Source organism: Deltaproteobacteria bacterium (assembly GCA_012522415.1).
Classification (GTDB): Bacteria; Desulfobacterota; Syntrophia; order Syntrophales; family JAAYKM01; genus JAAYKM01.
In genome coordinates this window covers 40,465-58,527 of record JAAYKM010000032.1, presented here as the reverse complement: position 1 = coordinate 58,527, position 18,063 = coordinate 40,465, and the positions used below count along the sequence as shown (strand labels likewise).

The 18,063-nt window shown below is 51.5% G+C and carries 18 protein-coding genes and 1 pseudogene; 4 read left to right on the top strand and 15 right to left on the bottom strand.

Going from position 1 to position 18,063, the window contains the following annotated elements; translation table 11 throughout:
• Positions 1-7 precede the first annotated feature (7 nt).
• Both GX147_02850 and hisI read right to left on the bottom strand, forming a co-directional pair.
• On the bottom strand, positions 8-886 hold the full coding sequence (locus GX147_02850; GenBank protein ID NLN59648.1) for an ATP phosphoribosyltransferase: 879 nt from the start codon (positions 884-886) through the stop codon (positions 8-10).
• Positions 883-1,257 (bottom strand): phosphoribosyl-AMP cyclohydrolase, encoded by a 375-nt coding sequence (hisI, locus tag GX147_02845; GenBank protein ID NLN59647.1) that lies wholly within the window; start codon positions 1,255-1,257, stop codon positions 883-885. The genes GX147_02850 and hisI overlap by 4 nt, the downstream gene beginning before the upstream one ends.
• 830 nt (positions 1,258-2,087) lie before the next feature.
• On the opposite strand from hisI, the gene GX147_02840 reads away from it, so the two are divergent.
• From GX147_02840 to GX147_02825, 4 genes are all read left to right on the top strand, one after another.
• Positions 2,088-3,125 carry a TRAP transporter substrate-binding protein gene (locus GX147_02840; protein NLN59646.1) on the top strand — a complete coding sequence of 346 codons (1,038 nt, stop codon included), beginning with the start codon at positions 2,088-2,090 and terminating at the stop codon, positions 3,123-3,125.
• 80 nt (positions 3,126-3,205) lie between these two features.
• The gene (locus tag GX147_02835; GenBank protein NLN59645.1) at positions 3,206-3,688 is read left to right on the top strand and encodes a TRAP transporter small permease; all 483 of its coding nucleotides are present in this window, start codon (positions 3,206-3,208) and stop codon (positions 3,686-3,688) included.
• Positions 3,685-4,986, top strand: coding sequence for a TRAP transporter large permease (locus GX147_02830; protein NLN59644.1), 1,302 nt, complete (start codon positions 3,685-3,687; stop codon positions 4,984-4,986). The genes GX147_02835 and GX147_02830 overlap by 4 nt, the downstream gene beginning before the upstream one ends.
• Before the next feature lie 74 nt (positions 4,987-5,060).
• A complete protein-coding gene (locus tag GX147_02825) occupies positions 5,061-7,166 on the top strand; it encodes an acetate--CoA ligase family protein (protein ID NLN59643.1) in 2,106 nt (701 codons plus the stop codon).
• On the opposite strand, the gene GX147_02820 is transcribed toward GX147_02825, so the two are convergent.
• The 13 genes and pseudogenes from GX147_02820 to GX147_02760 all read right to left on the bottom strand — a co-directional run bounded on the left by GX147_02820 (position 7,167) and on the right by GX147_02760 (position 18,063).
• Positions 7,167-7,379, bottom strand: a complete 213-nt coding sequence (locus tag GX147_02820) for a hypothetical protein (protein ID NLN59642.1) — start codon at positions 7,377-7,379, stop codon at positions 7,167-7,169.
• The gene (locus GX147_02815) at positions 7,369-7,524 is read right to left on the bottom strand and encodes a hypothetical protein (GenBank protein NLN59641.1); all 156 of its coding nucleotides are present in this window, start codon (positions 7,522-7,524) and stop codon (positions 7,369-7,371) included. The genes GX147_02820 and GX147_02815 overlap by 11 nt, the downstream gene beginning before the upstream one ends.
• A 23-nt stretch (positions 7,525-7,547) precedes the next feature.
• On the bottom strand, positions 7,548-7,736 hold the full coding sequence (locus GX147_02810) for a hypothetical protein (GenBank protein ID NLN59640.1): 189 nt from the start codon (positions 7,734-7,736) through the stop codon (positions 7,548-7,550).
• Between the two features lie 165 nt (positions 7,737-7,901).
• Positions 7,902-8,387 carry a signal peptidase II gene (gene lspA, locus GX147_02805; protein NLN59639.1) on the bottom strand — a complete coding sequence of 162 codons (486 nt, stop codon included), beginning with the start codon at positions 8,385-8,387 and terminating at the stop codon, positions 7,902-7,904.
• Positions 8,388-8,390: 3 nt separating this feature from the next.
• Complete coding sequence (gene ileS, locus GX147_02800) at positions 8,391-11,192, bottom strand: isoleucine--tRNA ligase (protein ID NLN59638.1); 2,802 nt, start codon at positions 11,190-11,192, stop codon at positions 8,391-8,393.
• Between the two features lie 135 nt (positions 11,193-11,327).
• Positions 11,328-12,962: pseudogene (groL, locus tag GX147_02795) on the bottom strand (chaperonin GroEL).
• A gap of 24 nt (positions 12,963-12,986) precedes the next feature.
• Positions 12,987-13,280: a co-chaperone GroES gene (locus GX147_02790; GenBank protein NLN59637.1), complete on the bottom strand. Its 294-nt coding sequence runs from the start codon at positions 13,278-13,280 to the stop codon at positions 12,987-12,989.
• Positions 13,281-13,606: 326 nt separating this feature from the next.
• A complete protein-coding gene (locus GX147_02785; protein ID NLN59636.1) occupies positions 13,607-14,044 on the bottom strand; it encodes a SoxR reducing system RseC family protein in 438 nt (145 codons plus the stop codon).
• A 119-nt stretch (positions 14,045-14,163) separates the two neighbouring features.
• Positions 14,164-14,604 carry a (deoxy)nucleoside triphosphate pyrophosphohydrolase gene (locus tag GX147_02780; GenBank protein ID NLN59635.1) on the bottom strand — a complete coding sequence of 147 codons (441 nt, stop codon included), beginning with the start codon at positions 14,602-14,604 and terminating at the stop codon, positions 14,164-14,166.
• Positions 14,594-15,205, bottom strand: coding sequence for a hypothetical protein (locus tag GX147_02775; GenBank protein NLN59634.1), 612 nt, complete (start codon positions 15,203-15,205; stop codon positions 14,594-14,596). Before GX147_02775 ends, GX147_02780 begins: the two co-directional genes overlap by 11 nt.
• 126 nt (positions 15,206-15,331) lie before the next feature.
• Positions 15,332-16,051 carry a DUF4197 domain-containing protein gene (locus GX147_02770; GenBank protein NLN59633.1) on the bottom strand — a complete coding sequence of 240 codons (720 nt, stop codon included), beginning with the start codon at positions 16,049-16,051 and terminating at the stop codon, positions 15,332-15,334.
• A gap of 231 nt (positions 16,052-16,282) precedes the next feature.
• Positions 16,283-17,608, bottom strand: coding sequence for a transglycosylase (locus GX147_02765; GenBank protein ID NLN59632.1), 1,326 nt, complete (start codon positions 17,606-17,608; stop codon positions 16,283-16,285).
• Entirely contained in the window at positions 17,605-18,063 is a 459-nt protein-coding gene (locus GX147_02760) for an N-acetyltransferase (GenBank protein ID NLN59631.1), read from the bottom strand. Before GX147_02760 ends, GX147_02765 begins: the two co-directional genes overlap by 4 nt.

Below are 18,063 nucleotides of genomic sequence, written 5' to 3'. Positions count from 1 at the left end.
TTCACCACTAGATGACTTTGTTCAGAGGATATTCAATGATTCCTTCCGCGCCAGCTTCCTGTAGAAGGGGAATCAAATCTCTGACCACATTCTGATCAACGATCGTTTCCACAGCATACCATTCCTCCGAATAGAGACCGGAAATGGTCGGGGCCTTTAATGACGGCAGCAACAGAATGACCCTGCCCAGATTTTCTTTCTCCACGTTCATCTTCACCCCAACTTTTCCCATGGCCTGCAAGGATCCGTTCAAAAGAGATCGAATCTGCTCAATTTTTTGTCGTTTCCAGGGATCGTTCCAGGCAGTATGGTTCGCAATCAGCTGGGTATTGGTCGTCATCATCTCCTGAACGATACGTAACTTATTGGCCCGGATCGTTGAACCCGTTTCCGTCACTTCCACGATGGCGTCAACAAGTCCCTCCACGACCTTTGCTTCCGTCGCACCCCAGGAAAATTCAACATGAACATCAATCTTCCGCTCGGAAAAATATTTTTTCGTGAAATTGACCAGTTCAGTCGATATGCGCTTACCCTGCATGTCCTCCAGCGTACGAATCGGTGAATCCTGGCGTACCACCAGCACCCACCGAGCCGGCCGGGCCGATACTTTGGAATAAATCAGATCCTGCACCAGAACCACATCCGACTCATTCTCCAGAATCCAATCACGCCCCGTCAACCCCAGATCAATATTTCCGTCCTCGACGTAACGGGACATCTCTTGAGCCCTCACCAGAGTACAATTCATTTCATCGTCGTCAATATCGGGGAAATAACTCCGACTGTCGTAAGAAATATGCCAACCTGCCCTTTTGAAGAGGTCGATCGTATTTTGCTCCAAACTTCCCTTGGGAAGACCAATCCTTAGTACATGATTATTCATTTGTATACATCTCCCGGGTCAAAGACAGGTTCCCCGATGATTTCCATATCGCCGCCGACTATCCTCCGGTAAAAGCAGGAACGATAACCGGTATGGCAGGCAGCCCCACCGATCTGATTCACGCGAAGAAGAATCGTGTCATCGTCACAATCAATATAGACGGATTTGACAATCTGGACATGACCCGATGTTTCTCCCTTTAGCCACAAGGAATTTCGGGACCGGCTCCAGAAGGTCGCTTTTCCCGACTCCAAGGTTTTAAGCCAGGCTTCCCGGTTCATATAGGCAAGCATCAGCACGTCGCCTGTTTCATCATCCTGGACAACTACAGGCACCAGCCCGTTTCCTTTTTTAAAATCAGGCTCAATCATCCGAATATCCTCTTTGGGTCGCTTTTCTTGGGTGAAGTGTCCGCTTTTTTTCCGGATCGAACAAACTGGCGCATCGTAGTTGAACATTTCGTTTTAATCAAGTCTTTTTTCTGATCCATCCACGCATTTCATCAATCATCTCCCGAGATTAAACAAAGGATTGATATTGCAAAGGGCCTTCAACTGTGCTACCTGTTCTAAAAAATTATCTCTGAATCTGCGGTTATTTACGAGATACAAATCTCGCAACCAAGCACGCTGAGGTAAAATCATGGCTTGGTTCGTCGGGGGGATTATTTCCACCATTCTGGGTTTGCTTGGCTTCGTGTTGTGGTTCGACGATTTTCTTGTCCTGTTGAGAGGGGGGAATCCCGTTTCTGCTTCTTGCCGGAGGTGTTTTAGTCGCCTGTATCGGCTTCGGTGATCTGCAGAACAGACTTGATCGGAAACAGGAACGGCAGGCAATGGCCGTCCGCAAAGCCCGGGAAGACGCGGAAGCCGCCAAGGTTGAGGCGGAACGCTATCGGAAGGAACTGGAGAAGTTGAAGGAGAGGGGCCAGACACAGTCGGGAAATATTTCTTGACACACAAAGTAAAATACAATAATCCTCGCTCAACTTGGAGTCATACGGGAATTTGTTCGATATCGATGGATAATTTCACTGTACATATGTTTTTTCTGCCTTGCCATATTCTGTTACTCACTTATCTGTATCGGCGCCTGCTTGTCCCCATTCTGGGATGAGCAGGCTTTCCAAGTTTCATCCCGATTCAATTATTCATAGACTCCACCACAACTGTTTTTTAAAAAATAAGGGAGGATCAGTACCATGAGAAAAAACCTGTTGGTAACCGTTTGTCTTGTTTTCATTTTCGCCATGGTTGTGTCACCTTTTCTCTTCACCACCACCGTCAACGCGAAAACCTACAATTTGACATACAGCATCTTCTTCCCGGCCAGTCATGGCCAGGCCAAGGCAGGAGAAGCCTGGGCCAAAGAGGTGGAAAAAAGAACCCGGGGACGTGTGAAGATCACCGTGTTCTCCTCCGGCACCCTAACACAGGCTGATCAATGTTATGACGGCGTTGTCAAAGGTATTTCCGATATCGGCATGTCCTGTTTTGCCTATACTCGTGGTCGTTTCCCCCTGATGGAGGTGTTAGATCTTCCAATGGGTTACCCGAACGGTAAAGTGGCAACCTATGTTGCCAATGATTTTTATAAACAGTTCACCCCTCGGGAACTGGATGATGTTCAGGTAATGTATCTCCATGCCCACGGCCCAGGTCTCTTGCACACAACGAAGCCGGTCAAAACGCTTGAGGATATGAAAGGTCTCAAAATTCGTTCCACAGGGTTGAGTTCGAAGGTTATCAGCAGCCTCGGCGGTGTACCCGTGGCCATGCCCCAGGGTTCCACCTATGAGTCCCTTCAGAAGGGCGTTGTCGGCGGCACCATCGGCCCCATTGAGGTCCTCAAGGGTTGGAAACAGGCGGAGGTCATAAAAAACACCACCAACTGCACGGGTATCGGTTACACCACCGCCATGTTTGTTGTTATGAACAAGACAAAATGGCGTTCCCTTCCGAAAGACATCCAACAGATCATCCATGATGTCAACCGGGAATGGATTCACGTGCACGCGAAAACCTGGGATGATCTCGATGCAGAAGGCAGGGCCTTTACGCTGAGTCTGGGAAATAAAATCATTCCCCTGTCCCCCGCGGAAAATCAGCGCTGGAAGAATGCGGTTATCCCGGTTATTGCTGAATTTACGACCGCTGCCGACGCAAAGGGCCTTCCAGGCACCAAGGCGGTAAAGGAAACAGCGAAGCTCATTATAAAGCGCTCCAAATCAGTTCAATAGCCACACCGGGAATAGATGGCGGGGATGGATGGGTAGGCTTCACATTGCCGCCATCCGTGTTTTAAACCGGAAATGGAATCATGTTGAAACTAGAGAGATTGGTCCACCAAGCAGCCAGAAGCATTTCGATGTTCTCCGGCATCGTGGTCATGATGATGATGCTTCTGACCTGTGCCGACGTAATCCTGCGTTTCTTTGGGCACCCCATTCCCGGCACCTATGAGCTGGTTGGATTTTTCGGGGCTCTGGTCATTTCCTTCGCCATGGCCTATACATCGGTGGAGCGGAGCCATATCGCCGTTGAAATATTCTTTGAACGTCTTCCCCGAAGCGTGCAGGTCTTTCTTGAGGGTGCGGTGACGTCCGTCTCACTGGCCCTGTTCGTCATCATTACCCGACAGTGCCAAATCTATGCCCAGGACATGAAGCATAGCGGAGAGGTTTCTCTCACCCTCGGCATACCGGTTTATCCGGTTGTTGCCGGTATCGCCGTGGGCTGCGCCTTTCTCTGTCTGGCTTTGCTCTTCGACATCGCCAAATCACTTGGAAGGCTCTTCAAATGACTCCGACCGAAGCAGGAATCGCAGGTTTTATCGTTCTGATCATCCTGATGTTTTTGAAGATGCCCGTCGGATTTGTTATGGCTCTGGTCGGATTTGCCGGTTTCGGGATGCTGGTTTCCTGGGATGCGTCCATGAATCTTGTCGCCAGAGATTTTTTCTCCGTATTCAGTTCCTACAATCTGACGGTGATTCCCCTGTTTGTTTTTATGGGCCAATGTGCCTTCCACTCCGGAATCAGCACAAGACTATTCAACGCCGCCCATAAATTCATCGGTCACTTTCCGGGAGGACTTGCCATTGCCACTGTCGGAGCCTGCGCGGGCTTTTCCGCCATTTGCGGCTCCACCAGTGCGACCGCCGCCACCATGGCCTCCGTCACCCTCCCGGAAATGAAAAAATACAACTACGATCCCTCTCTGGCGACCGGGGTCGTTGCCGCAGCCGGAAGCTTGGGGATCCTCATCCCGCCGAGTACCATCTTTATCGTTTACAGCATCATGACGGAACAATCGATCGGCAAGTTATTCATGTCTGGTGTGTTGCCGGGGATCCTTCTGTCATTCATGTTCACCTTGACGATTATCCTGTGGAACCTACTGAAACCGGGTGTGGGGCCACGGGGTCCTAAATCCACGTTGACGGAGAAAATCGCTTCGCTTTCCGGCCTGATTGAAACGCTGATCCTGTTTTTTCTTGTCATGGGCGGGCTTTTCATCGGCCTTTTCACGCCCACCGAGGCCGCCGCTATCGGCGCTTTGGGAACGCTCGTCATTGCGGTCGTCGGACGAAATCTTTCCTGGGATGGGTTTTTGAAAACCCTGGACGATACCGTACGCATCACCTGCATGATCATGGTTATTGTCGCCGGAGCAACGATTTTCGGTCATTTTCTCGCTGTAACCCGCATTCCAACCGATATCGGCGTGTGGGTCGGAGGCCTTCCCCTGCCCCCCTTTGCGATCATGGCCATGATTATCTTGATCTATGTCCTTCTCGGCTGTCTCATGGATTCCCTGGCCATGGTCATGTTGACGGTCCCGGTTTTTTTCCCGGTTGTAACAACACTGGGTTACGATCCCATCTGGTTCGGTGTCATCATTGTGCTGGTGGCTGAAATCGGTGTCATCACCCCCCCCATAGGGATCAACGTGTATGTTGTGGCCGGGGTTGCCCGGGATGTCCCCCTCCATATCATATTCAGGGGCACCATATGGATGATGGCGGCCCTGTTCTCAACTGTTCTCCTGGTCATGATTTTCCCCCAACTCGCCCTTTACCTGCCCAGCCTGATGAAATAGCCCACTCCTTATTGAACAAATAACGGCAAATTATGGTAACATGCCGTAAACGGGTTCCTACCGAAGGATTCGTCATGGAATTTTTTTTTCATCCCAAAAGTATTGTTATCGTTGGTGCTACCCCCAACAAGTCCAAGGGAGGCTATGCCATTCTGCAGAACCTGCAGAATACATTCCAAGGCCCCATCTACCCCGTGAATCCTCGGTACAAAAGTATTGGAAACCTGGTCTGTTATCCATCCGTATATGATGTACCCGGTAAACCGGACCTGGCCATTCTCTTCATTCCCGCAAACCAGACCCCGGATGCAGCCAAGGCCTGTGTTGCCAAGGGTATCCCCGGAGTGATCATCGAATCCGGCGGTTTTTCAGAAATAGGCGGGGACGGGGAAATTAGCCAGACCCGGCTTTCAATGCTGACCGGACAGACAGACACCCGTATTTGGGGCCCCAATTGCATGGGTCTTGTTGACGGGAAAAACGGCTTTGTTTTCTCCTTCACGGATCCTTTGTCCTTGAGTGGTCTGCTTGAGCCGGGCCCCGTGTCTTTGGTCGTACAAAGCGGTATGCTGTCAGCGGGGTTTATCGTCGATCTCCTGTCTCACAAAATATCCGGATTCAATAAAGTCTGCTCCATCGGCAACAGGGTCGATATCAACGAATGCGATCTGCTCGAATACCTGCTTCAGGACAACGATACCCGTGTCATCGGCTTTTATCTGGAATCCTTCGTGAATCTGAAGCGCTTCATCGAAATTTATCGACTCCACCGTAGGGCCAAGCCCGTGGTCATTTTAAAAGGAGGGAAAAGCGAAACCGGCAGGCAGGCGGCGATGAGTCACACGGCCAGTATGGCGGGCAACCATCATATTCTGGCGGATGTCCTGGGGCAGGCTGGAATCCTTGAGGCCCGTGATTTCCATCAAATGGTCGATCTTTGCAGGACCCTGGGAATGGTCTTGCCCCGGCCACACAAATCGGAACAGCCCGGTATCGCCATTCTCACTTTCAGTGGTGCCTCAGGAATTGTTGCGGCCGATTTTCTCGATGGTTTCGGCATCAAAGTGGCCGAATTGGATCGGGCAACCACGGTAAAATTGTCGACTATTTTCCCGGCATGGATGCCACCGGCCAATCCCGTTGACCTTTGGCCGGCTATGGAGCAGCACAGCGGGCAAGGTCTCGACATCTATTCCCTTGCCCTGGATGCCGTCCTTGCCGATACAGGGGTTGACGCTTGCATGGTTCATACCTTTGCCGGGTTTTCCCGGGTCCGACTGAACCTCTCCAATACGGCAGAACTCTCCCGTAAATGGGGAAAACCGGTTTTTATCTGGGCCCTTGGGGAGCGGGATGAAATCTTGAATTTTCAGGTTGAGGCAAGGAAGCTGGGAATACCCGTCTACCATGAACTGTACCGGGCTACGGAATGTATGGTCACGGCGCTCAAGCTGGAGGATACATCGACACACTGGATGGACATGGAAGCCGAAGACTCGTCGAATTTTGCATGGACGGAAGAGATTATCCTCCCCGAGGATGGCGCTATTTTGGATGAACATGTCTCAAAAAAAATTTTGATGAAAGCGGGCCTCCCGACGGTAGAAGAACATCCAGCGCTTTCCGTTGCCGCATGCCTGGAGGCCACGGCCCGCATGGGCTATCCGGTAATTTTAAAGGGGTTGCAACCGGGATGCATCCATAAAACCGAAGCCGGTCTCGTGAGGGCCGATCTGCATGACAAACCCCAATTGATTGCCGCTTTTCATGAACTGAAGAACAGAATGCCTCCGGGAAGCGCCGTTCTGATACAAAGACAGATCAAGGGAACATTGGAACTGATCATGGGTTATATGCGCGATCCGCAGCACGGGCCCTGCGTAATGGTCGGGTTGGGGGGGATTTTCGCTGAAACGGTCAAAGATACCGCTTTCGCGCTGGCCCCCCTGACCGTTCAAAAGGCCGCCTCCCTGATCGGAAGCCTTAAATACGGTCATCTCCTCAATGGATTCCGGGGGCATCCCCCGGCCCCGATCGAAGTGCTTGCCCGCTATCTGGTTATACTGGGACGACTCGGCAATGCATTCCCGTCCATTCGGGAAATCGATATCAATCCACTGATTCTCTCGGAATCCGGCCCGGTCATCGTGGATGCAACAATCATCCAAGACCGTCCCTGATCACTGCGTGCTCTCTCTGATATCTTTTCCCTTGCCGAACACGACCGGAATCCCCCCGTCCTTGATGATGAAACCTGCACGGAACATCATTTTCACTTCATCGGTAATGCTCTCCTTTACCCCAAGAACCTCGATATAGTACTGGCGCCGAAGCTCCAAGGCACGGATGGATTTTCCCAAAAAACTGTTCGGTGGAGCCATCTCAAAAAGCATATGTTTCTCGGACAAAGGGAGAAGGGAGATAGTCAAGTACATTGGGAGAAATCATGCCTTTGGCCACCTTGGCGGCGATCTCTTTGCCCGCTATCAGGACCTCTGTTGCCCCGATTTTTTCGACGATCAGGATGTCCGCAGTCACATCCTCGCCATATACATATGCAATCAGGTATGTGGTGACCCCAGGCGAAGGCAGGCATCCATGCCGGGAAAGATGCCTACAACCCGGGACCGTCGCCCAATCTCGCGATGGAAGCGTTCAATGAGGTTGGTAGAACTGATCTTTCGATGATCAAGAAAGGGAAAAGTCAGAAACGGCGGGGTATCCTTAAGACCTTCCTTCAGAAGCCGTATAGCGTCCGGGTAGCGCCGCTCATACTCCTCTACCCAGCAAGCAGTCCGTGCCGGCTGGTATGGCCGTTCCCTGGTCGTCTGCGGTCAAATGCTTTTGAGCTTTGCCGCAGCTGTTTTTTTAGTTTGATATCACACCGGTTAACCGGTCGAGGCTGGCTTGACCGGTCAAACGCTCGCCTGTCTGCCCCGTTTCCAGAGTTCCCAAACCAGCAAACAGGCCCCCACTGAAATGGAGGAATCGGCCACGTTGAAGGCGGGCCAGTGCAGCGTACCAATATAGAAATCGAGAAAATCAAGGACCTCCCCAAACCAAATCCGGTCGATAAGATTGCCGACCGCCCCCCCCATAATGCACGCCAAGGCGAGAATCAAGCGGAATTCGGTCGTGGCCGCTTTCCGAAGATAGAAGAGGATAAGGGTAATCGCCAGTATATTCACGCCGATAAAGAAAGTGTAACGGAACGCCGGGGAAGTCTGCGCAAGAAAACCAAAAGCCGCACCGGGATTCCGGACATAGGTAAGATTGAAGAACCCCTGCAAGACCGGTATGGAATCGTGGAGCGTCATGGAGGTGTCAATCCAGTATTTGGTCAACTGGTCGGACAGGATAATCAACAACGCCGTCACAACGAACAGACCGTACTTTTTCATATATCAGCCGATTTCAGAAACCGTCTCAGCGCATCGGGCGCAAATCGCGGGATGTTCCGAATTCATCCCCACAGTCGGACTGTAAATCCAGCAACGATCGCATTTTTGCCCCTTTGCTTTCGATACAGAGATCATGAGACCGTCTATGGCTTCACTGACTGTCGGATCGGTCAGTTGTTCCCGATCGACAAATTGCAGTTGCGAAACAATCAGCAACGCACGCATATCCCCCTCACAGCCATGAAGCGCTTCAAGCAGCTTCGGCGGCAAGGATAAATCCACGGCGGCGTCCAGGGAATGCCCGATTATTTTACCCTGCCTGGCCGTTTCGATTACTTTGGAAACTTCCGCCCGGACGGCAATCATGGTTTTCCAGCGTTCCGCCAACTCTGCGTCATGAAAGCGTTCGTCTACCGATGGAAACTGCGTCAAATGGACACTTTTTGCTTTACCCGCGCATTCCGGTAAGGCAGCCCAGATTTCTTCCGCAGTGAAGGCCAGGATAGGCGCCAACAGGCGAACCATGGTATCGAGAATCCGGTATATCGCCGTCTGGGCTGAACGTCTTGCCTTCGATTTCGTCCCGGATGTGTAGAGCCTGTCCTTCAGCACATCCAGATACAGGGCGCTCAGATCGACGGCACAGAAATTATAGAGGGTGTAGTAAGCCACATGGAACTGGAACTCCTCGTAAGCGCCCCGGACCCGGCGGATGACTTCCTGCAAACGATGAAGAATCCACCGATCCATTTCCTGGAGATCATCGATCTCCAATAAATCCTTATCGGGATCGAAACCATTGAGATTACCCAAAATATAGCGTCCCGTATTGCGGATGCGTCTGTAGGCGTCGACAAGCCGCTTCAAAATTTCATCCGAAACACGGATATCTTCGGTATAATCTTCAGAAGCCACCCAGAGCCGGAGGATTTCCGCACCATACTGATCAATGATCTGCTGCGACTCAATGACATTGCCGACCGACTTGGACATTTTTTTCCCTTCGCCGTCCACGACGAACCCATGTGTCAGGACGCTTTTATAGGGTGCCCGGCCCCGCGTGCCGACACACTCCAAAAGCGACGAATGGAACCATCCCCGATGCTGATCGTTGCCTTCCAGATACATGTCCGCCGGCGACGACAGGTCGGGCCATCTCTCCAGCACGGCGGCATGGCTTACACCGGAGTCAAACCATACATCCAAAATGTTTGTTTCCTTCCGGAAATGTTCATGGCCGCATACCGGGCAGACCGTACCGGGAAACATCAGCTCCTTCGTGTCTTTTTCAAACCAGACGTCGGCGCCATGCTCTTTAATCAGGGCAACCAGCCGATCCAGAAGTTCTTTCGTCAACAATTCCTGGTTGCAGTGTTCGCAGTAAAAAATCGTGAGGGGAACACCCCACAGGCGCTGGCGGGAAATACACCAGTCGGGGCGATTTTCGATCATCCCATAGATCCGGCCGTGACCCCAACCGGGAATCCACTCGACCTTATCAATACATTGAAGGGCCTTTCTTCGCAGATCGTTTTTCTCCATGGAAATGAACCACTGTTCTGTGGAACGAAAAATGATCGGCTGTTTACATCGCCAGCAATGTGGATAGGAATGCTCAAAATCAATGTTACCGAGAAGGCTCCCCAGCTCTTCGAGTTTCGCATTGACCGCCTCGTTGGCATCAAAGACAAACTGACCGGAAAAGAACTCGACGTCGGGAGTAAACCTGCCGTCCACATCGACGGGCGCGTAATTATCCAGCCCGTATTGCATACCGATTTCATAGTCTTCCTGGCCGTGGCCGGGGGCAATGTGGACACAGCCGGTTCCGGCATCAAGGGTGACAAAGGGCGCGATAATGATGATGCTTTCCCGGTCATACAATGGATGACGACAGCGCTGTCCCTCTGCCTCCACTCCAAGAAACTCATCCAGGATATCGTGGGGTTCATTACGCCAGCCGAAAGCGTCCAGACAATAGTCGAGGAGTTCCTTGGCCACGATGAGTACCTCGCCGCGGACCTTTACAGCCGCATAGAGGAACTTTTCATGGAGAGCGATGGCCAAGTTGGCCGGAATGGTCCAAGGCGTGGTGGTCCAGATGACAAAATGGACCTTTTCCCCCGCCAGCTTCGGGCGAACGGCGGCTATATCGGAAACCACAGCAAATTTGACATAAATCGACGGCGTATGATGTTCCGCATATTCGACTTCGGCTTCCGCCAGGGCGGTTTTGCAGGTGGCACACCAGTAAACGGGTTTCTTCCCTTTATAGACACTGCCATTGAGGTAGAGTTTTCCGAATTCTTCAACCGTCGTCGCCTCATAGTCGTATTCCATGGTGAGATAAGGTTTTTCCCAGTCCCCGAACACACCGAGGCGTTTGAACTGCTTCCGCTGCAAGTCAACAAATTTTCCGGCATAACTCCGGCAGGCCAAGCGTTTTTCAACCTGCGACAGGGTTCCTTTTTTCTCCCCCAGTTCTTTATCCACCTGATGTTCTATAGGAAGGCCATGGCAATCCCACCCCGGAACATAAATACAGTCAAAACCGGACATATTTTTGGACTTGATGACGATATCTTTGATGACTTTGTTCAGTGCCGTGCCGAGATGAATGTTCCCATTGGCGTAAGGAGGACCGTCATGCAAGATGTATGGTGTCATCTTCCGGGAAGCGCCCCTGATGCAGGTGTAGATGCTCATATCTTCCCAAAGCCCGAGGATCTCCGGTTCTTTCTGGGAGAGATTGGCCTTCATGGGGAAGCCCGTTTTAGGCAAATTCAAGGTACTTTTATAATCCATTCAAAACGCCTCCAGGAGATTTGGCTGCCTAACTACCACATAAACCATAGTCTTTCAAGAAGAAGTAAGAAAGGCCTCCGATTTGCAACAATCGGAGGCCCTTCTTGACCATTTGCCTATGTCTCCAACAATCAGTTACATACCCATACCGGGATAACCTCCCCCGGGAGGCATGGCCGGCATGGCTGATTTATCCTCCGGTTTGTCGGCAATCATGCACTGGGTCGTAAGCATCAGCGACGCAACACTGGCTGCGTTCTGCAGGGCAAAGCGAGCCACCTTGGTTGGATCAATAACACCGGCGCCAATCATGTCTTCGTATTTTTCCGTTCTGGCATTGAATCCGAAGGCCCCCTTCTTCTCCTTGACCTTCTCAACAACAATGCTTCCCTCCATGCCCGCGTTCTGTGCGATCAGCCGGAGGGGCTCCTCGAGAGCCTTTTTCACAATACTCACACCGATCTGTTCGTCGCCAGAGAGTTTAAGCCCATCCAACGCCCCCAGTGTCCTCAGGTAGGCGACGCCGCCGCCAGGAACGATCCCTTCTTCAACGGCTGCCCGGGTCGCATTGAGCGCGTCTTCGACCCGTGCCTTTTTTTCCTTCATTTCCGTTTCCGTCGCGGCACCGACTCTGATTACAGCAACACCACCGACAAGTTTCGCCAATCTCTCCTGAAGTTTCTCGCGGTCGTAATCGGAGGTTGTCTCCTCAATCTGAACACGAATCTGCTTGACACGGCCTTCAATATCCTCGCGGCTTCCGGCACCATCGATAATGGTCGTGTTGTCCTTGTCTATGGTGATGCGCTTGGCCTTCCCCAGATCGTCAATCGTGGCGTTCTCCAACTTCGCGCCCATATCCTCGGAGATCAGCTTCCCCCCCGTCAGGGTGGCAATATCCTCAAGCATGGCCTTCCGTCGGTCACCGAAACCAGGTGCCTTCACGGCCGCCACATGGAGGGTCCCGCGGATTTTGTTCACGACCAATGTCGCCAGCGCTTCCCCTTCGATATCTTCAGCGATGATCAGCAGGGGAGAGCCCATTTTTGCGATCTGTTCAAGGATGGGGAGGAGGTCCTTCATGCCACTGATTTTCTTCTCGTTGATCAGGATGTAACAATCAGAGAGACTGACTTCCATCTTTTCCGGATTGGTAACAAAGTAAGGAGAAAGATAGCCGCGGTCGAATTGCATCCCCTCAACGATATCCAGTTCCGTTTCCAGTCCTTTGGCCTCCTCGACCGTGATTACGCCCTCTTTACCAACCTTGCCCATCGATTCGGCGATAATGTTTCCAATATCTTCGTCATTATTGGCGGAAACGGTACCCACTTGTGCGATTTCCTTCTAATCTTTGGTAGGCTTGCTCCGTTTTTTCAGCTCTGCGACCACCGGCTCCGCGGCCTTGTCGGTACCCCATTTGACATCCATGGGATTGCTGCCGGCCGCAACAGCCTTGACCCCCTCCCGATAGATGGCTTGAGCCAGAATGGTGGCCGTTGTGGTTCCGTCACCGGCGACATCACTGGTTTTGCTCGCCACTTCACGAACCATTTGGGCACCCATGTTTTCGAATTTATCCTCCAGCTCAATCTCCTTGGCCACAGTCACGCCGTCCTTGGTGACGGTCGGCGCACCGAAACTTTTATCCAGGATAACGTTACGGCCTCTGGGCCCCAAGGTCACTTTCACGGCATCCGCCAAGGTGTTGACACCCTTCAGGATGGATTTCCTTGCTTCTTCATCGTACTGTAGAATCTTTGCTCCCATTATGACGACTCCTCCTTATCTCGGTTATTTCTTATCAATGATGCCCAGTATATCGTCTTCCCTCATGATGAGGTAATCCACACCGTCAATTTTCACCTCCGTACCGCCGTACTTGCTGAAAAGCACACGGTCACCCACTTTTACGTCCAGTTTGGCGACTTTGCCGTCCTCCAGGATTTTGCCCTTGCCGACCGCGATGACCTCGCCCTCGATGGGCTTTTCCTTGGCTGTATCCGGAATGATGATACCTCCCTTGGTTTTCTCCTCTTCTTCCAAACGCTTCACAATAACCCTGTCTTGTAATGGTCTGATTTTCATCCCCAATCTCTCCTTTCTCAATTATATGATTTCTTGTTATGGATTTTCCCTAGGAATTAAATCGACGCTATAATAAACATCAATTCTATCCTGTCAAGATGGGGATGAAAGATTTTGAATCGCCCCTTCTCAAAGCGCCTACAAGACGATTGCCCATAATCTAGCCGAGGGGAACCACAGTCATTCCCGATCAAAAAACGGCTCTGGCACACCACAACTCTCCAAGATCACGAGGGAAAAAACAATCGACGTATCGGTAAGTGAATCGAACCCGGACCGGTTTCCCTTATCACCTTGATCTCTCGGAGGTCGATACGACCAGACCCCTATACACCGGTCTCCATGATTTTCGTAATGACCGGATGGTATGCACGATTCCGGGAAGTCCGACGATGGTAATTTATAATCAGTTTGTAAGTGATCCCCACGGCAGCACAGGCGGCGACAAAGGCCCACAGATCGGAATGGGTATCACCCAGTAAAGCAGTCGCCGCGAGTTTGCCCATCAACGCCATGGCGATAAAAGCAAGAACGGGAACGCCATAGAGAATTACAGAGGCTTTGAAATACCGCTGCGGCTCCACAACGATTTTTACCCTCTGACCTTTGACCGCCCCCAGGGGATTCTCCACTTCGACATAGTCCTGTGCAGACGGATGACATATAGCGACGGCAGCACAGGTTTCGCAGGCGTTTTTTTTCTCGATCACCACCCTCGCGGTTGTACCGACTGCCTCGACAACAATTCCCTCTTCCTCCAACATGATCGCCTCTCAGCCTCTCCTTCCCGTTCCCGGCAGGTTCCGTAAAAATACGAATTTATGCTCTCATTCCCCATAGCATGGTATCGCTGGATCGGCAAATACCCGCTGCGTAACGTTTCTTAATCTATGCTGATTTCACCATGTTGCAGACATTTTACAAAAGGTAAATCCGCCGGGGAAAACACGTAGCCCCCGAGTTCCTCGATATGAACCCAGGCGAACCGTTCATGGACCCGGCACTCAAGAGAGCCGCCCTTCCAGCGGGCCAGATAGGCGATCAGACAGATCGCACCGTGGTTGTAATGATAGACGCTCTCGCCGACAAAGGTACCCACCTCGATTTCGATGGCGAATTCCTCCCGCAATTCCCTCGCCAGACAGTCTTCGGGGGATTCCCCGACTTCCAAAGTTCCGCCGGGAAATTCCCAGTGACCCGCAAGCCTATCATTTACTCCGCGCCATGCAATCAATATTTTTCCCTCATGGACAAGAATCGCCGCCGTGACTGTTTTTATCACCGGATCGTCCACCCATGGTGATTCCTCTCCATCACACAACATAGGATAAGCACCAGAGTCCTGCCGCCGAAAGAAGCGGCACCGTCAGATTATCATCAACACCGACGGAAAAAAATTCGATCCATGCCCCCACGACGGCTCCGGTAAAAGCCACGACACCGTTTTGAAAAATTATCCACGACAACGGCAGAACCGCTGTAAAGAATCCGGCCATCCCCTCCAGAGAGCGACCCCGGTATCTTTTCCGTCCCCAATTATTGCCGGCTATTTCCGCCGCCGTATCCCCCAAGGTCAGGAACAGCATGGCCGCAACGGCAATGTCCCGGGGAAACAAAAAGACCACGACAAGAAAGGACAGGCAGGTATAAGTCGCACCGGTCATTTTTTTCCTTTCGGTCTCACGAATCAAGCCAGAAAAATGCTTCATGATCCAGCGGTTTACAGGGGGAAACAGAAGTCTTGTCGTGTCTAAAACGAGAAAGACGATCAGGGCGAACAAGAGTACCGTCAATACGAAATCTCGGACTTCCATGACTGGAATCCAGAATGGCAGATACCAGTAAGCAAGCGGGGCGATAGAGGAAACCAGAACGTGAAACAGTTTCCTCAACCCCAGGAAAGGCTTGGCTTTCGGTAAATTCACAGACAAGAGAATCCCTTTCGTAAAAATATTCGTGTGGACCGCATCCGGGTCGAAAGGCTGGCGTACAGAGATGGCATCCGCCCAAAAGGAGCACTCATCGTTTCGCCGCCACGGGAAACAGGGGGCTCACCCACCGAAAACCGTCTTCAACAGATCCGTTACACGGGCTGCTGGGTTGGCCCTGATTTCCTTTTCCTCTTCCCCGATCATATAGAAAACACCGTCCAAAGCCTTATTGGTCACGTACCGATCAAGATCAAGGGATTCGAGGTTGATAAAAGGAAGTGTTTTGCTGTAGGTCCCGATCAATGACTCGTAGCGCCGGGTAACATCGTAGTTATCCATGGCTTCGGCAATGATTGGATTGAAACGATCCGCAAGAGAACTGTACGTTTTCGATTTCAAATACTCCGTGGCGGCTGTCTGATCACCCCTGAGAATATTTATGGCCTCTTCGAACGTCATCTGTCGCACGGCACTGACAAAAATATCCTTGGCCTGCGGCGCAGCCGCTTCCGCCGCCCGGTTCATGCTCAGGACAAACTCATCAACCTGTTGCCGATACCCGACTTTAACCAGGACATCCGCCACCTTCTGAATCTGTTTCGGTACAAGGATCTTCACCATATGATTCTCGAAATATCCATCCTCCCTTGAGAGCAGTCCGACCGCCTTCTCTGCACCGACTGTCAGCGCCTCTTTCAGGCCCGATGCCGTAGTCTGTGCGTCAGGAGACGAAACACCCGGTGAAGAGAGCCCTTTTATAAAATCACCAAGCAACCCCGCCTGTCCATTCGCCGCCATAAGGATCATGAAAAAAGACAAAATCATTACTCTCAGTTTCATTGTCCCACCCCCCTCTCTTTTCCTGCGTTCAACTGACGCTTCCCACAGTAAAAAAACCGCCCTGTTTCATCCTTCATCATTCCCCCCGGTTCGTTCGTGATGATCATCAGCAGCAACGGCAAAACCTGACTGAATAATATTCTCCGAAGGGACCATGCGGTAAGTGCCGAACTGACGGGAAGGGATGACCGTCCTCAAAGATGCAGCACCCAAAATAATCAACGTGAACTGTTATCGGGCCGGCTCCATTGCCTTAACCGCCTCAGGTTTTTTGATCAAGAAATACAGACTACCCTTTTCTTTAATGCTGCCGGCAATGTGTTCCGCCCCCTTGCCGGAACCGCAGAAAATATCGATTCTTCCCGGCCCCTTGATCATTCCGCCCGCGTCCTGCAAAAGAGCGAAGCGGCCGAAGGGCTGCCACGACAGAAGATTCCCCTTCTCATTCAGAATGGGTTTACGGGCCCTGATGAAGACAAGACCTCCTTTGGGGAAAATAGCCGGATCCGCGGCCAGGGATCGTCCCGCCGTCAACGGCACGTTGAGGGACCCCAGCGGACCCTCAGGTACGATCTTGAAAAAAATGTAACTTTCGTTCTTATGGAGCAGGTCAAGGTCTTCCGGATGTTCCTGCAGATATCGCTTCACATACCGAAGAGACATCTGGGATGACGTGATTTTCCCGCTTCTCAGCAGACACGACGAGGCGCCTTTGAAAGCCCTGCCGTTGGATTGGGCATAATTGATCCGGATTTCGGTCCCATCGGGAAGAATGATCTTTCCGGAACCCTGGATATGGAGATAAAAAAGTTCCACCGGATCGTCCACCCAAACGATCTCGAGTCCCTTCCCCGCAAGGCACCCTTCGCCATCGATCTCCGCTCTGGCGGGATATGGTAGCAGCTCTCCGTCTTCCAGTCTGCCGATAATTCTTTCCCCTTTGTATTTCGGAAAAAACTTGCCCAGGGAGACCACGACGGCATCATCCGGCACCCGGTAAATGGGGTGGCGGTACTGTTCCGTTCGCTCCATCGAGCCTCTGAGTTCCGGTTCATAGTAACCAGTGAAAACGACTTTGCCCGGCTCGCCATGGGTGGCCTGATAGATATCAAAATTCTCCCGGATTTTCTCATCCCTTTCCCCGATGGAGGCGGAGTTAAGACAGATTCGCAGGAACAGCAAAAGAGATTCCTTCAGGTCCTGGACACTATAAAGGGTGCTTCCGATACGATACTGCAGACCCGGTGACAGACGGTCATAGTAGGCCAAGCTTCTCTCTATGGCCAGTTGCAGCGATGCCATATCCAGATCATCTCCTGTCAATACAATCTCACCAGATCGAACCGGGACAAGAGGGTACACAATCCCCGTATTTCTATAGACGGTTTGTCGTCTCACTGCCGTCTCTGTCGGAAGGGGCTCTTCCATCATGGATTCAACGGGAGGGGGAACGGGCTTCAACGTGTCCTTCCTGAGAACGGGCTCAGAGGCGCACCCGGAAAAGAGTAAAAGAAAAACCAGGACAAAAATGCGACAAAACAACACATACATCGTCATAATTCCAAAATCATGGCCGTTTCATCACAGAAATCCGGATATTTTGAGCAGCGGAAGCAATCAGACCAGATTTTTTCGGGCAGGGTGGAACGGTCCACTTCATGAAAACCCAGGCGTGTAAAAAAGGACGTCTGATAGGTCAAGGTAAATACACGAAAAAGCTCAAGGGTGATGGCTTCAGAAATGCAGGCCTCGACAAGCTTTTTGGCGATACCTCTACGACGATGTTCTTGTTCCACATAAAGAGAACGGATTTCGGCAAGATTTTCCCAAATGATGCTCATGGCGCAAATACCGATAACGGAGCGTTCATCTTTGTCGTAATATACGAAAAAATCCCGCAGGTTGCCGTAGATATCCATAAGGGAACGGGGAAGCATTTCTCCCTTCTGGGAAGACAGGTTGATCATTCTGTGTATGGCCCGGACATCACCGATACGAGCTTTTCTGAGCAT